This window comes from Mesorhizobium sp. WSM2240 (assembly GCF_040438645.1).
Taxonomy (GTDB): domain Bacteria; phylum Pseudomonadota; class Alphaproteobacteria; order Rhizobiales; family Rhizobiaceae; genus Allomesorhizobium.
Map to the genome: position 1 here is coordinate 2080369 of NZ_CP159253.1, position 14322 is coordinate 2094690.

The window sequence follows — 14322 nt, forward strand, 5'->3', positions numbered from 1 at the left end:
CATGGGCAAGGCCAAAGCTCCGCGCAGGCTTGCTGACAACGAGGCGCGCGCGGTTCTCCGCACCATCCGCATCAGCCCGCAGAAGCTGAACCTCGTTGCCGCGCTTATCCGCGGCAAGAAGGTGGCGACTGCGCTGTCGGATCTCGAATTTTCGCGCAAGCGCATTTCCGGCACCGTCAAGAAGACGCTGGAATCGGCGATCGCCAATGCCGAGAACAATCACGACCTCGACGTCGACGCCCTCGTGGTGGCGGAAGCCTATGTCGGAAAGTCGATTGTCATGAAGCGTTTCCATGCCCGTGGCCGCGGCCGCGCCAGCCGGATCGAAAAGCCGTTTTCGCACCTCACGATCGTCGTTCGTGAAGTCGAAGAGAAAGGGGAGGCCGCCTGATGGGTCAGAAAATCAATCCGATCGGTTTCCGCCTCGGCATCAACCGCACCTGGGACTCGCGCTGGTACGCAAACACCGGCGAGTACGGCAAGCTGTTGCATGAAGACATCAAGATCCGTGAGTACCTGAAGAACGAGCTTAAGCAGGCCGCGATCTCCAAGGTCGTCATCGAGCGTCCGCACAAGAAGTGCCGCGTCACCATCCATGCCGCCCGCCCTGGCCTGATCATCGGCAAGAAGGGCGCCGACATCGAGAAGCTTCGCAAGAAGCTGATGGAGATGACGAAGTCGGAGACGCACCTGAACATCGTCGAGGTGCGCAAGCCCGAGATCGACGCCATCCTGGTCGCGCAGTCCATCGCCCAGCAGCTCGAGCGCCGCATCGCGTTCCGCCGCGCCATGAAGCGCGCCGTGCAGTCGGCCATGCGTCTCGGCGCCGAAGGCATCCGCATCAACTGCTCGGGCCGTCTCGGCGGCGCTGAAATCGCGCGCATGGAGTGGTACCGCGAGGGCCGCGTGCCGCTGCACACGCTGCGCGCCGATGTCGATTACGGAACCGCCGAAGCGCAGACCGCCTACGGCATCTGCGGCGTCAAGGTCTGGGTGTTCAAGGGCGAGATCCTCGAGCACGACCCGATGGCTTCGGAGCGCCGCGCCACCGAAGGCGATCATTCGCATGCAGGCGACCGGGGCGAGCGCAGCCGCCGCCGCGAAAACGCCTGATAAGCATTAGGATTTGGAGTAAAGAACGATGCTGCAGCCAAAGCGCACAAAGTTCCGCAAGCAGTTCAAGGGCCGCATCCACGGGCTTGCCAAGGGCGGCACCAATCTGGATTTTGGCGGCTTTGGTCTGAAGGCGATGGAGCCGGATCGCGTCACCGCGCGCCAGATCGAGGCGGCCCGCCGCGCGATCACCCGCGAGATGAAGCGCCAGGGCCGCGTCTGGATCCGTGTGTTCCCGGATGTGCCGGTGACCTCCAAGCCGACCGAAGTCCGCATGGGCAAGGGCAAGGGCGCGGTCGATTTCTGGGCGTGCCGCGTCAAGCCGGGCCGCATCATGTTCGAGATCGACGGCGTCTCCGAGGAAATCGCCCGCGAGGCGCTGCGTCTCGGCGCGGCCAAGCTCTCGGTCAAGACGCGCTTCGTTCAGCGCATCGCAGAATAAGGGAAGGGCTGATCATGAAAGCCTCTGACGTCAGGACCAAGACCCAGGACCAGCTCACCGACGAACTGGCCTCGCTGAAGAAGGAGCAGTTCAATCTGCGCTTCCAGAAGGCGACCGGCCAGCTCGAGAAGACCGCGCGCGTCAAGCAGGTCCGCAGGGACATTGCGCGCATCAAGACCATCGCCGCCGAAAAATCGGCCGGCAAGAAGGCTTAAGGACGAAAAACATGCCAAAGCGCATTCTGCAGGGCACCGTCGTCAGCGACAAGAACGAGAAGACGGTCGTCGTCAAGGTCGAACGGCGCTTCACGCATCCCGTGATGAAGAAGACCGTGCGCCAGACCAAGAAGTACAAGGCGCATGACGAGAACAACGCGTGCAAGGTAGGCGACCAGGTCTTCATCCAGGAGTCGGCTCCGATCTCCAAGGACAAGCGCTGGGTCGTCATCACCGAAGCCCAGGCTCAATAACGAAATTTTTGGACAAGCCGGGCAGGGCGCATGACGCCACTGTCCACGAATAAAGAAGGCGGCCAGTCATGATTCAGATGCAAACAAACCTCGACGTCGCGGATAATTCCGGCGCCCGTCGTGTCATGTGCATCAAGGTGCTGGGCGGTTCGAAGCGGAAATACGCTTCCGTCGGCGACATCATCGTGGTGTCGATCAAGGAAGCCATCCCGCGCGGCCGCGTTAAGAAGGGCGATGTGATGAAGGCGGTCGTGGTTCGCACGGCCAAGGACATCCGCCGCCCGGACGGCAGCGTGATCCGTTTCGACAAGAACGCGGCCGTTCTTGTCGACAACAAGAAAGAGCCGATCGGCACGCGCATCTTCGGCCCGGTTCCGCGCGAACTGCGCGCCAGGAACCACATGAAGATCATCTCGCTCGCGCCTGAAGTGCTGTAAGGAGCCGGAAAAATGCAGAAGATTCGCAAAGGCGACAAGGTCGTCGTCCTGGCCGGCAAGGACAAGGGCCGTACCGGCGAGGTGCTCAGCGTAGCACCGAAGGACGACAAGGCCGTCGTTCGCGGCGTCAACATGGTGCGCCGCCACCAGAAACAATCCCAGACCCAAGAGGGTGGGATCATTACGAAGGAAGCGCCGATCCATTTGTCGAACATCGCGCTGGCCGACCCCAAGGATGGCAAGCCGACCCGCGTCGGTTTCCAGATCCAGGACGGCAAGAAGGTGCGCGTGGCAAAGCGCTCGGGAGAAGTGATCAATGGCTAAGGCAGAATATCAGGCCCGCCTGAAGACGGTCTATAACGAGACCATCCGCAAGGCGCTGCTCGAAGAGTTCAAGTATGAGAACGAGATGGAGGTCCCGCGCCTCGACAAGATCGTGCTCAACATGGGCGTCGGCGAGGCGACTGCGGATTCCAAGAAGCCTTCCGTTGCGGCTGCCGACCTGGCGCTGATCGCCGGTCAGAAGCCGGTCATCACCTACGCTCGCAATTCGATCGCCGGCTTCAAGGTCCGCGAGAAGATGCCGATCGGCACCAAGGTGACGCTTCGCAAGGAGCGCATGTACGAGTTCCTGGATCGCTTGGTCAACATCGCGCTGCCGCGCGTTCGCGACTTCCGCGGCCTGAACCCCAAGAGCTTCGATGGCCGCGGCAACTATGCCATGGGCATCAAGGAACACATCGTGTTTCCGGAGATCAACTACGACAAGGTTGATCAGATCTGGGGCATGGACATCATCGTTTGTACGACTGCGAAGACGGACGACGAAGCCCGGGCGCTGCTCAAGGCTTTCAACTTCCCCTTCCGCCAGTAACGGCAGCGAGCAAAGGAAAATCTGAAATGGCAAAGACCAGCTCAGTCGAGAAGAACAACAGGCGCCGCCGGCTCGTCGACCAGAAGGCCGCGAAGCGCAAGGCCCTCAAGGCGACGATCATGGACAAGAACGTCCCGATCGAGGAGCGTTTCCGGGCGCAGCTGAAGCTCGCGGCGATGCCGCGCAACTCGGCCAAGATCCGTATCCGCAATCGCTGCGAAGTTACCGGCCGTCCGCGCGCCTACTATCGCAAACTGAAGATGTCGCGCATCGCGCTTCGTGAACTTGGCTCGCTGGGCGCTGTGCCCGGTCTCGTCAAGTCGAGCTGGTAAGGAGGACATAACATGTCATTGAGTGATCCTCTCGGCGATATGCTGACCCGCATCCGCAACGCCTATGGCCGCAAGAAGTCCAAGGTTTCGACGCCGGCTTCGCGTCTGCGCGCCCGCGTTCTCGACGTTCTGAAAAGCGAAGGCTATATCCGCGACTATACGCAGACCGACTTCGACAACGGCAAGTCCGAGATTGAGATCGAGCTGAAGTATTTCGACGGCGCCCCCGTCATTCGCGAGATCGCCCGCGTTTCGAAGCCCGGTCGCCGCGTCTACGTGTCGGTTAAGTCGATCCCGCAGGTCGCCAACGGCCTCGGCATCTCGATCCTTTCGACCCCGAAGGGCGTGATGGCCGATCATGAAGCGCGCGAGCAGAATGTCGGCGGCGAAATCCTCTGCCAGATTTTCTGATTTGGCGGTCGTGAAGTAAGGACAAGAAAATGTCTCGTATTGGCAAGAAACCCGTTCAGCTGCCGCAAGGCGTGACCGCTACCGTCGACGGCCAGACCGTCACGGCGAAGGGTCCGAAGGGCGAACTGAAGTTCGTGGTCAACGACGAAGTCCTGGTCAAGATGGAGAATGGCGAGATCGCCGTTCAGCCGCGCGACCAGAGCAAGGTCGCGCGCTCCAAGTGGGGCATGTCGCGCACGCAGATCGTCAACATCGTCGAGGGCGTGAAGCAGGGCTTCGAAAAGCGGCTTGAGATCAGCGGCGTCGGCTATCGTGCGGCGCTGCAGGGCAAGAACCTGCAGCTCGCGCTTGGCTTCAGCCACGATGTCGTCTATCAGACGCCCGAAGGCATCACGATCACCGTGCCGAAGCCGACCGAAATCGTGGTCGCAGGCATCGACAAGCAGGCGGTCGGCCAGGTTGCGGCGGAAATCCGGAAGTATCGCGGACCCGAGCCCTACAAGGGCAAGGGCGTGAAGTACGCCGGCGAGAAGATCGTCCGCAAAGAAGGCAAGAAGAAGTAACGCCACGGTGCGTGGTCGCGGGAGGCATTGCGCCTACCGCATATGGCCGCGCCCGTTTCACAAGGCAGGGAATAAGTACCATGGCTTCCAAGGAATCCACCCAGCGCCGCGCGATGCGCGTGCGGCGTCAGATCAAGAAGGTTTCGGGCGATCGCCTGCGCCTTTCGGTCTATCGCTCGTCGAAGAACATCCACGCGCAGATCATCGATGATTCGAAGGGCCACACCGTGGCTGCCGCTTCGACGCTCGAGAAGGATCTGAAGGGTGCGCTCAAGACCGGCGCCGACGTTGCGGCCGCCGCGGCCGTCGGCAAGCTGCTTGCCGAACGCGCCACGAAGGCCGGCATCAAGGATGTCGTGTTCGACCGCGGCCCATATATCTATCACGGACGCGTCAAGGCGCTGGCCGATGCCGCCCGCGAAGCGGGCCTGAGCTTCTAACTTTCGCCCCGGCGTTCGAATGTGATGCCGGATCTTTGTAGAAACCGTGCTTCCGGAAAAAAATAAGGAACAGGATAATGGCACAAGAACGTAGGGATGACCGCCGCGGCGGTCGTGACCGCGAAGAGCGCGACTCGGAATTCGTCGACAAGCTCGTCCACATCAACCGCGTCGCCAAGGTCGTCAAGGGCGGCCGGCGCTTCGGCTTTGCAGCTCTCGTCGTCGTCGGCGACCAGAAGGGCCGCGTCGGCTTCGGCCACGGCAAGGCTCGCGAAGTGCCTGAGGCGATCCGCAAGGCGACCGAGGCCGCCAAGCGCGAGCTGATCTTCGTGCCGCTCCGCTCGGGCCGTACGCTGCACCACGACGTCGAAGGCCGTCATGGCGCCGGCAAGGTTCTGCTGCGCGCAGCCAAGGCCGGTACCGGCATCATCGCCGGCGGTCCGATGCGCGCCGTTTTCGAGACGCTGGGCATGCACGATGTCGTCGCCAAGTCGATGGGTTCGTCGAACCCGTACAACATGGTGCGCGCGACGTTCGATGCGCTGAAGAGCCAGATGCATCCGAAGGATGTGGCGGCCCAGCGCGGCATCAAGTACTCGACGCTCCAGGCGCGCCGCGGCACTGCCGTAGCGGCCGAGGAATAGTCGTTCGAGCTCAGGGATCACGACCATGGCAAAGAAAGCAACCAAGACCGTTACGGTCGAGCAGATCGGCAGCCCGATCCGCCGTCCGAAGGAACAGCGCGCGACGCTGGTCGGCCTCGGCCTGAACAAGATGCATCGCCGCCGCACGCTCGAAGACACCCCTTCGGTGCGCGGCATGATCGCGGCGGTACAGCATCTCGTCCGCGTCGTCGACGAAAAGTAGGCCCGGGCGCAGGAGAAAGACAATGAAACTCAACGATCTGCGCGACAATGAGGGCGCGACCCATTCGAAGAAGCGCCTCGGGCGCGGCATCGGCTCGGGTTCCGGCAAGACTGCCGGCCGCGGCGTGAAGGGCCAGAAGGCGCGCTCCGGCGTCGCCATCAACGGCTTCGAGGGCGGCCAGATGCCGCTCTACCGGCGCCTGCCGAAGCGCGGCTTCAACAACATCTTCCGCAAGGATTATGTGACCGTCTCGCTGGCTCGCATCCAGACGGCGCTCGACGCCAAGAAGCTCGACGCCAAGGCAACCGTGAACGCCGAAGCGCTCGTCAAGGCCGGTGTCATCCGCCGCCCCAAGGACGGTGTGCGCCTGCTCAGCGACGGCGAGCTGAAGGCCAAGCTGGCTTTCGACGTCGCCGGAGCTTCCAAGGCCGCGATCGAGAAGGTCGAGAAGGCCGGCGGCTCCGTGAAGCTGCCCGAAAAGGCCGCCGAAGCCGAATAAGCTTTTGACAGGCGGCCGCCTCCGTGGCGGCCGCTTGCATCTTTGCTGTCCGGAGCCTATCTCGTGGCTTCGTTGACACGTGCCGCCCGGCTTCGGGCTTTCGAGCGTGACGAAGCGGAGACTTCCATATGGCATCGGCTGCTGAACAACTTGCATCCAATCTGAATTTCGCAGCCTTCGCCAAGGCCGAAGACCTGAAGAAGCGCATCTGGTTCACTCTGGGCGCGCTCCTGGTCTACCGGCTCGGCACTTATATTCCGCTTCCGGGCATCAATCCCGACGCATTCGCTCAGGCCTTCACGCAGCAGTCAGGCGGCGTGCTTGGCATGTTCAACATGTTTGCCGGCGGCGCGGTCGAGCGCATGGCGCTGTTTGCGCTCGGCATCATGCCCTACATCTCGGCTTCCATCATCATGCAGCTGATGACTTCGGTCATCCCCACGCTCGAAGCCTTGAAGAAGGAAGGCGAGCAGGGCCGCAAGGTCATCAACCAATATACGCGCTACGGCACTGTGCTGCTCGCGATCGTCCAGGCCTATGGCATCTCGGTCGGGCTTGAGAGCGGCGCGGGCATTGTCACCGATCCCGGTATGTTTTTCCGCGCCTCCACCGTCATCACGCTGGTCGGCGGCACCATGTTCCTGATGTGGCTCGGCGAGCAGATCACCGCGCGCGGCATCGGCAACGGCATTTCGCTGATCATCTTCGCCGGCATCGTCGCCGGCCTGCCGTCGGCGATTAGCGGAACGCTGGAACTCGGCCGCACCGGTGCGCTGTCGACCGGCCTGATTCTCGCGATCATCGTGCTCGCCATCGCCGTCATCGCGATCATCGTCTTCTTCGAACGCGCCCAGCGCCGGCTTTTGATCCAGTATCCGAAGCGCCAGGTCGGCAACCGCATGTTCCAGGGCGATACCTCGCACCTGCCGCTGAAGCTCAACACTGCCGGCGTTATCCCGCCGATCTTCGCCTCCTCGCTGCTGCTCCTGCCGGCGACCGTCGCCGGATTCTCGGCAACAACAACAATGCCGGGCTGGGCCAACACCATCCTTGCCGCCCTCGGTCACGGACAGCCGCTTTACATGCTGCTCTACGCAGCCATGATCGCCTTCTTCGCCTTCTTCTACACGGCGATCGTGTTCAATCCGAAGGACACGGCCGATCAGTTGAAGAAGCATTCCGGCTTCATTCCCGGCTACCGTCCGGGCGAGCGTACCGCTGAATACATCGACTACGTGCTGACTCGCATAACCGTCGTCGGCGCCATCTACCTCGTTCTCGTCTGCCTGCTGCCCGAGTTCCTGATCTCGGCCACTGGCGTGCCGTTCTACCTTGGTGGCACTTCGCTTCTGATCGTGGTCAGTGTAACGCTGGATACGGTTGCGCAGATCCAGGGTCACCTGATTGCCCACCAGTATGAGGGACTGATCAAGAAGTCGAAGCTGCGCGGGGGCAAGAGAGGCAGATGAGGTTGATATTGCTCGGACCGCCGGGAGCGGGCAAGGGGACGCAAGCACAGAGACTGGTCGAAAAACACGGCATACCTCAGCTTTCCACCGGTGACATGCTGCGGGCGGCGGTCGCGGCGCAGACGCCGATCGGCCTGAAGGCCAAGGCCGTGATGGACGCCGGCGAACTCGTCTCCGATGAGATCGTCAACGCGATCGTTGCCGAACGCATCGACCAGAAGGACTGCGCCGAGGGTTTTATCCTGGACGGCTATCCGCGCACGCTGGTGCAGGCTGACGCGGTCGAAAAGATGCTCGAACAGCGCCGGCTCAAGCTCGACGCGGTCATCGAACTCGTGGTCGATGACAAGGCGCTGGTCGGCCGCATCGCCAAGCGGGCGGAAGAGACCAAGGCCGCCGGCAAGCCGGTGCGCAAGGACGACGATCCGGTTGTGTTCCCGGAACGCTTGCGCGAATACTACAAGAAGACGGCGCCGCTGATCGGCTACTACTACGCCAAGGGCCAGCTCGAGCAGGTCGATGGCATGGCCGATATCGACAGCGTGACGAAAGAGATCGAGGCGGTGCTGAAAAGGCCGAAATAAGTAAGTAGTCATCCACTGCTCGCTCGAGCGGATCCGAATGCAGGTCTTCGAGACTATAGATCGGTTGAGTGAACTAGCGTCGTCGAAACCCTTTCGGCGCAAGTCTGAAGCCTGCTTTCTGCTGGTGTCTAAAATCGTGCCATTCTATAGCCGGTACGCTTTTGCGGACAACGCCGGCCGGGCGCTGTTCCCTCTTCGGGACCATATCCTGTTCCTGTGGTCGCAATACTGCGTCGGCTCGACCGTATCGGCCCTGGACGCATTGCAATTAGAGTTGCACATCCCAGATGTGGATAGCCCCGGAACATCAGATGGCCGGCTCGTCGTCTATGCCCAAAATGCCCTCATTTGCGCATTGCACCTCACGCGGTACTCGGCAAGGAGCGACGACGCGCATGTGAAAGGATGTGTCGTCAACTATTTTGACCATGTCGATTATCTCGTTCAAGAGAGAGTTGGTGCAGATAGCAGGGTCCCCGATCTAACGGATCTGCTGGTAGCAAGATCCCGACTGTTTCAGCAGGAGACTGATGACTTCCAGGCCGCGCTGCTTAGGGATGAACGAGAAAGTATCGTAAGCAGGCCGCTCCTGATCGCGAATATGGACCGCGACGTTTCGGGCTATCTTTGACGAATTCAGGCAGCGCGGCTTTCCTTATTGACTTTTCCAGTTTCCTCGACTATGTGCCGCCTACATTCCAATCAGGTCTGTAGCTGGCCGCCCTTGCAGGGCAGGCCGGTTTTTTGATTGGAAGATACCCGCAAGGGCCGGCCTCCACCGGACGCGGGTCAACCCAAACGCCGGCTCGACCGGCCCACATGGAGAAGAAGATGGCCCGTATAGCAGGCGTCAACATTCCGACCAACAAGCGCGTCATCATCGCGCTGCAATACATTCACGGCATCGGCAAGAAGTTCGCTTCCGAGATCGTCGAGAAGGTCGGTATCCCGGCCGAGCGTCGCGTCAACCAACTGACCGACGCCGAAGTTCTGGCCATCCGCGAGACCATCGATCGCGACTATCAGGTCGAAGGCGACCTGCGCCGCGAAGTGTCGATGAACATCAAGCGCCTGATGGACCTCGGCTGCTATCGCGGCCTGCGCCATCGCCGCTCGCTGCCGGTTCGCGGCCAGCGCACGCATACCAATGCGCGCACCCGCAAGGGCCCGGCCAAGGCGATTGCCGGCAAGAAGAAGTAATTTAGGGGAATATGGGAGTAGGGGAGTAAGGCAGTAGGGAACCACCGCAAGGTCGCGTATTTCCCTACTCCCTTACTGCTCTATTCCCTGCTCCCTTACGAAGGTGGAGCCGCTGGCATTACGGCGGTGTAGAGATCAACTGAAAGGACCATCATGGCCAAGGAAGCCACGCGCATTCGCCGTCGCGAGCGCAAGAACATTTCGTCGGGCGTCGCCCACGTCAACTCGACCTTCAACAACACGATGATCACCATCACCGACGCGCAGGGCAACACGATTGCCTGGTCGTCGGCGGGCGCCCAAGGCTTCAAGGGTTCGCGCAAGTCGACCCCGTTTGCTGCACAGATGGCTGCCGAGGACGTGAGCAAGAAGGCCCAGGAGCACGGCATGCGCATGCTCGAGGTCGAGGTCTGCGGTCCGGGTTCGGGCCGTGAATCGGCACTGCGCGCGCTACAGGCAGGCGGCTTTACGATCACCTCGATCCGCGACGTCACGCCGATCCCGCACAATGGCTGCCGCCCGCGCAAGAAGCGCCGCGTCTGATTGCTGCTTAACCGCCGCGTGAGCGTCTTTTGGCGCCTGCGCGGCTTTCCATATCGCCTGCCACGATTGGATGGTGGCAGGATATCGGAAGGAAGATAAAATGATCCAGAAAAACTGGCAGGAACTGATCAAGCCCAACAAGATCGAGTTCTCGTCGAAAAAGAAGACCCTGACCACGCTGGTCGCCGAGCCGCTCGAGCGCGGCTTCGGCCTGACGCTCGGCAACGCGCTTCGCCGCGTGCTGCTGTCGTCGCTGCGTGGTGCTGCCGTGACTGCCGTGCAGATCGACGGCGTTCTGCACGAGTTCTCCTCGATTTCGGGCGTCCGTGAGGACGTGACCGACATCGTGCTGAACATCAAGGAAATTGCCATCAAGATGGAAGGCGACGGCCCCAAGCGCATGGTCGTGCGCAAGCAGGGACCGGGCGCCGTGCATGCCGGCGACATCCAGACCGTAGGCGACGTCGAGATCCTCAACCCCGACCACGTCATCTGCACGCTGGACGAGGGCGCCGAGATTCGCATGGAGTTCACCGTCGACACCGGTAAGGGCTATGTGCCGGCCGACCGCAACCGCGCCGAAGACGCGCCGATCGGCCTCATCCCGGTCGACAGCCTCTATTCGCCGGTCAAGAAGGTCTCCTACAAGGTCGAGAACACCCGTGAGGGCCAGGTTCTCGACTACGATAAGCTGACCATGACCATCGAGACCGACGGTTCGATCTCGGGCGAGGATGCGATCGCGTTTGCCGCCCGCATCCTGCAGGACCAGCTGGCGCTGTTCGTCAATTTCGAGGAACCGCACAAGGCAGCGCCGGAAGAGGCCGTGACCGAGCTGGCGTTCAACCCGGCGCTCTTGAAGAAGGTCGACGAGCTCGAGCTTTCGGTGCGTTCGGCCAACTGCCTGAAGAACGACAATATCGTCTATATCGGCGACCTGATCCAGAAGACCGAAGCCGAGATGCTGCGCACCCCGAACTTCGGCCGCAAGTCGCTGAACGAGATCAAGGAAGTGCTTGCCGCGATGGGCCTCCATCTCGGCATGGAAGTGGCCGACTGGCCGCCGGAAAACATCGAAGATCTCGCCAAGCGTTACGAAGACCAGTATTGAGCCTGATCTCGGGAGGTTTGACCTCCCGGACATGCTCTGATGAAATCAGAGGCCATGGCCTCGAACCAGGATTTGAAGGAGAAGAGCCATGCGCCATGGATTTACCGGCCGCCGGCTGGGCCGCAGTGCAAGCCACCGCAGCGCGATGTTCGCAAACCTCGCCGTCTCGCTGATCGAGCATGAGCAGATCGTCACGACGCTGCCCAAGGCGAAGGATCTGCGTCCGATCGTCGAAAAGCTCGTCACGCTTGGCAAGCGCGGCGACCTGCACGCCCGCCGTCAGGTGATCGCACAGATCGGCAATGAAGGCGTCGTAAAGCGCCTGTTCGACACGATCGCCCCGCGCTACGCCACCCGTAATGGCGGCTATCTGCGGATCATGAAGGCCGGCTTCCGCCACGGCGACAACGCCCCGCTGGCCGTCATCGAATTCGTCGATCGCGACACCTCGGCAAAGGGCGCCGCCGACCGCGCCCGCATCGAGGCAGAAGAAACCAATTCGGAAGCCGAAGCGGCATAAGCCGACAGCTTTCAAGGACATCTAACAAAGGGGCCCGACGTGGCCCCTTTGGCATTTCTGGACAGGCAAAAGTTCCGGTGAGAGTGGATACGAGTACCGATAGCCAGGGCGCACGCGGACCTCAGGAGTCTTCCAATGAAACTTCTCTATCAGACACACTCTCCTTACGCGCGCAAAGTTCTCGTCGCCGCGCATGAGATCGGTCTCACCGACAAACTGGAGGTTGTTCATCAAGAGACGAGTCCGACCCGGCGCAACGAAGATGTCATTTCGCTAAACCCTCTCGGCAAGGTGCCGGTGTTGATCTGCGATGATGGTCTCGTGCTTTTCGACTCCACCGTCATCTGCGAATATCTGGACAGCATGAACCAAGGTCAAAAGCTGATCCCGGCAAGCGGCAAGGCGCGCTGGCTTGCACTGAGGCTTCAGGCGCTTGCGCAGGGGATTGCCGATTCAGGCATTGCGGTCCGCTGGGAAGCCGAGAGGCGGCCTGAAGCGCTGCGGTGGCCGACCATGCGAGATGCGCAATTGCAAAAGATTGCCGAAGCCTGTGACTTTGTCGAGCAGGAGGTCGAACTCAAGGGATCGCCGGACATTGGCGAGATCGCATTGGCGACGACGCTTAGCTGGATTGCGTTCCGCGACGTCTATTCGTTCGGGACTGGAAGGCCTCGGCTTTCGTCGTGGTACGATAGCTTCTCCAAGCGCCCGTCAATGGCCGCTACGACCCTTTCGGGAGAGACGCAGGACTAGGCCGTGGAAATTGGGCCAACCTCGGCATGAGTTTCCTCGGCACGCCGCAATGGATTTTGTCCTGGCCACATCTGAGCACATGAACACCACGCAAAGCCTTTCATTCCGCACAATCTTCACGACAATGCGCGCGACCATTGTTTTGGAGGATTCGCATGCTTGCGAAGAAATTGCCGCACTTTCTGATGGCCGTTGGGCTGGCCGCAGCAATGGCGCTTTCGGCCATGCCGGCACGCGCCCAGGAGGCGCCCGCGGCGCAACCGGCGCCAGCGCCCAAGGAGCAGCCGAAGCCGAAGGAGGATCCCGGCCTCAAGGACGTGCTGAACGAACTCTTGAGCGGCGGCGAAGAGCCGCTGCCACCGCCCGCGCTCCAAGGCCGACGCCTGCCGTTCGGGCGCACCGAGATCCAGCTCTCCTTCGCGCCGCTGGTCAGGGAGACGGCACCCGCCGTGGTTAATGTCTATGCGTCGCAGCAGGCGCGCCTGCGCTCGCCTTTCGAGGGCGATCCATTCTTCGAACGGTTCTTCGGCCGCCAGGCGCCGCCACGCGCGCAATCGGCTCTTGGTTCCGGCGTGCTTGTCGATCCGAGCGGCATCGTCGTCACCAATTATCACGTCATCCGCGATGCCGACGCTGTGAAGGTAGCAACCGCCGACGGGCGCGAGTTCGAGAGCAAGGTGCTGCTCAAGGACGAATCGCTCGACCTCGGCGTGCTCAAGATCGAAAGCGACGATCCGTTTCCGGTGATCCCGATCGGCGATTCCGACGCGCTGGAGGTGGGCGATCTCGTCCTGGCGATGGGCAATCCGTTCGGCGTCGGCCAGACCACAACCAGCGGCATCGTCTCCGCACTTGCCCGCACGCATATCGGCGTCAGCGATTTCGGTTTCTTCATCCAGACTGACGCGGCGATCAATCCGGGCAATTCCGGTGGTCCGCTGATCAACATGACCGGCCAGCTCGTCGGCATCAACACGGCCATCTACAGCCGCAGCGGCGGCTCGATCGGCATCGGTTTCGCCATTCCCTCCAACATTGTGCGCGCCGTGACCGAGGCGGCCAAGCAGGGCCGCGATTTCTTCGAACGCCCGTTCATCGGCGCGACATTCGAGCCGGTCACCGCGCAGATCGCCGACGCGCTCGGCATGGCGCGCCCTTCCGGCGCGCTCGTTGCGGCGATCGAGCCGGAAGGGCCGGCGGCGCGGGCCGGTCTGAGGCCGGGTGATGTAATCCTAGCCATGAACGATGTCGCGATCGAACATGTCGATGCGCTGGGGTATCGCCTGGCGACGAAGCCTGTCGGCAGCAAGGCCAGCCTCAGGGTGCTCAGCCAGAACGAGGAAAAAGCGGTCGAGATCGGCCTCGAGCGTGCGCCCGAGGGAGCGTCGGCCAAGGAAGTCGTGATCCGGGGACGCAGCCCTTTCTCGGGGGCGAAGGTCGTCGAGCTTTCGCCACGCCTGGCGCAGCGCCTCCGGCTGCGGACCGACACCAAAGGTGTGACGATCCTCGACGTGGACCGCAACTCGCCGGCGGCCGGTTTTGGCTTCCAGCCGCGCGACATCGTGCGCGAAGTCAATGGCGAACTGATCGACACTCCCGATAAGCTGGCGGCGGTTGCCGCGCAGCAGACGCGCTGGTGGCGCTTTACGGTGGAGCGCGACGGGCAGTTGCTGCACCAGATGCTGCGGTACTGAG

At 61.9% G+C, this 14322-nt stretch carries 24 protein-coding genes; all 24 read left to right on the forward strand.

Going from position 1 to position 14322, the window contains the following annotated elements; genetic code table 11:
* Position 1: 1 nt before the first annotated feature.
* The 24 genes from rplV to ABVK50_RS10030 all read left to right on the forward strand — a co-directional run bounded on the left by rplV (position 2) and on the right by ABVK50_RS10030 (position 14321).
* The gene (gene rplV, locus ABVK50_RS09915) at positions 2–391 is read left to right on the forward strand and encodes a 50S ribosomal protein L22 (protein ID WP_008837719.1); all 390 of its coding nucleotides are present in this window, start codon (positions 2–4) and stop codon (positions 389–391) included.
* Positions 391–1113 carry a 30S ribosomal protein S3 gene (gene rpsC, locus ABVK50_RS09920; RefSeq protein ID WP_008837720.1) on the forward strand — a complete coding sequence of 241 codons (723 nt, stop codon included), beginning with the start codon at positions 391–393 and terminating at the stop codon, positions 1111–1113. The genes rplV and rpsC overlap by 1 nt, the downstream gene beginning before the upstream one ends.
* A gap of 28 nt (positions 1114–1141) precedes the next feature.
* The gene (gene rplP, locus ABVK50_RS09925) at positions 1142–1555 is read left to right on the forward strand and encodes a 50S ribosomal protein L16 (protein WP_353641727.1); all 414 of its coding nucleotides are present in this window, start codon (positions 1142–1144) and stop codon (positions 1553–1555) included.
* Positions 1556–1569: 14 nt separating this feature from the next.
* A complete protein-coding gene (rpmC, locus tag ABVK50_RS09930) occupies positions 1570–1770 on the forward strand; it encodes a 50S ribosomal protein L29 (protein ID WP_353641726.1) in 201 nt (66 codons plus the stop codon).
* 11 nt (positions 1771–1781) lie between these two features.
* Positions 1782–2024: a 30S ribosomal protein S17 gene (rpsQ, locus tag ABVK50_RS09935; RefSeq protein ID WP_008837723.1), complete on the forward strand. Its 243-nt coding sequence runs from the start codon at positions 1782–1784 to the stop codon at positions 2022–2024.
* 68 nt (positions 2025–2092) lie between these two features.
* Positions 2093–2461, forward strand: coding sequence for a 50S ribosomal protein L14 (rplN, locus tag ABVK50_RS09940; protein ID WP_353641725.1), 369 nt, complete (start codon positions 2093–2095; stop codon positions 2459–2461).
* 12 nt (positions 2462–2473) lie between these two features.
* Positions 2474–2785, forward strand: a complete 312-nt coding sequence (gene rplX, locus ABVK50_RS09945; protein ID WP_353641724.1) for a 50S ribosomal protein L24 — start codon at positions 2474–2476, stop codon at positions 2783–2785.
* The gene (gene rplE / locus ABVK50_RS09950) at positions 2778–3335 is read left to right on the forward strand and encodes a 50S ribosomal protein L5 (RefSeq protein WP_008837725.1); all 558 of its coding nucleotides are present in this window, start codon (positions 2778–2780) and stop codon (positions 3333–3335) included. Before rplX ends, rplE begins: the two co-directional genes overlap by 8 nt.
* A 26-nt stretch (positions 3336–3361) precedes the next feature.
* On the forward strand, positions 3362–3667 hold the full coding sequence (gene rpsN, locus ABVK50_RS09955; protein WP_353641723.1) for a 30S ribosomal protein S14: 306 nt from the start codon (positions 3362–3364) through the stop codon (positions 3665–3667).
* 12 nt (positions 3668–3679) lie between these two features.
* A complete protein-coding gene (gene rpsH / locus ABVK50_RS09960; RefSeq protein ID WP_353641722.1) occupies positions 3680–4078 on the forward strand; it encodes a 30S ribosomal protein S8 in 399 nt (132 codons plus the stop codon).
* 29 nt (positions 4079–4107) lie between these two features.
* Positions 4108–4641, forward strand: a complete 534-nt coding sequence (gene rplF / locus ABVK50_RS09965) for a 50S ribosomal protein L6 (protein ID WP_353641721.1) — start codon at positions 4108–4110, stop codon at positions 4639–4641.
* Between the two features lie 80 nt (positions 4642–4721).
* Complete coding sequence (gene rplR / locus ABVK50_RS09970; RefSeq protein WP_353641720.1) at positions 4722–5081, forward strand: 50S ribosomal protein L18; 360 nt, start codon at positions 4722–4724, stop codon at positions 5079–5081.
* Between the two features lie 77 nt (positions 5082–5158).
* Positions 5159–5725 (forward strand): 30S ribosomal protein S5, encoded by a 567-nt coding sequence (gene rpsE / locus ABVK50_RS09975; protein ID WP_008837730.1) that lies wholly within the window; start codon positions 5159–5161, stop codon positions 5723–5725.
* Between the two features lie 25 nt (positions 5726–5750).
* Positions 5751–5948, forward strand: coding sequence for a 50S ribosomal protein L30 (rpmD, locus tag ABVK50_RS09980; RefSeq protein WP_008837731.1), 198 nt, complete (start codon positions 5751–5753; stop codon positions 5946–5948).
* 22 nt (positions 5949–5970) lie between these two features.
* Entirely contained in the window at positions 5971–6447 is a 477-nt protein-coding gene (gene rplO / locus ABVK50_RS09985; RefSeq protein ID WP_353641719.1) for a 50S ribosomal protein L15, read from the forward strand.
* A 128-nt stretch (positions 6448–6575) separates the two neighbouring features.
* Entirely contained in the window at positions 6576–7916 is a 1341-nt protein-coding gene (gene secY / locus ABVK50_RS09990; protein ID WP_353641718.1) for a preprotein translocase subunit SecY, read from the forward strand.
* A complete protein-coding gene (locus ABVK50_RS09995) occupies positions 7913–8500 on the forward strand; it encodes an adenylate kinase (RefSeq protein WP_353641717.1) in 588 nt (195 codons plus the stop codon). The genes secY and ABVK50_RS09995 overlap by 4 nt, the downstream gene beginning before the upstream one ends.
* Positions 8501–8537: 37 nt before the next feature.
* A complete protein-coding gene (locus ABVK50_RS10000; RefSeq protein ID WP_353641716.1) occupies positions 8538–9131 on the forward strand; it encodes a hypothetical protein in 594 nt (197 codons plus the stop codon).
* A 200-nt stretch (positions 9132–9331) separates the two neighbouring features.
* Positions 9332–9700 (forward strand): 30S ribosomal protein S13, encoded by a 369-nt coding sequence (gene rpsM, locus ABVK50_RS10005; RefSeq protein WP_353641715.1) that lies wholly within the window; start codon positions 9332–9334, stop codon positions 9698–9700.
* A 153-nt stretch (positions 9701–9853) separates the two neighbouring features.
* Positions 9854–10243: a 30S ribosomal protein S11 gene (rpsK, locus tag ABVK50_RS10010; protein WP_353641714.1), complete on the forward strand. Its 390-nt coding sequence runs from the start codon at positions 9854–9856 to the stop codon at positions 10241–10243.
* A gap of 100 nt (positions 10244–10343) precedes the next feature.
* Positions 10344–11354, forward strand: a complete 1011-nt coding sequence (locus tag ABVK50_RS10015) for a DNA-directed RNA polymerase subunit alpha (RefSeq protein WP_353641713.1) — start codon at positions 10344–10346, stop codon at positions 11352–11354.
* Between the two features lie 88 nt (positions 11355–11442).
* Positions 11443–11874 (forward strand): 50S ribosomal protein L17, encoded by a 432-nt coding sequence (gene rplQ / locus ABVK50_RS10020; RefSeq protein ID WP_353641712.1) that lies wholly within the window; start codon positions 11443–11445, stop codon positions 11872–11874.
* 135 nt (positions 11875–12009) lie between these two features.
* On the forward strand, positions 12010–12627 hold the full coding sequence (locus ABVK50_RS10025; protein WP_353641711.1) for a glutathione S-transferase family protein: 618 nt from the start codon (positions 12010–12012) through the stop codon (positions 12625–12627).
* Positions 12628–12782: 155 nt separating this feature from the next.
* Entirely contained in the window at positions 12783–14321 is a 1539-nt protein-coding gene (locus ABVK50_RS10030; RefSeq protein ID WP_353641710.1) for a DegQ family serine endoprotease, read from the forward strand.
* Position 14322: the final 1 nt, after the last annotated feature.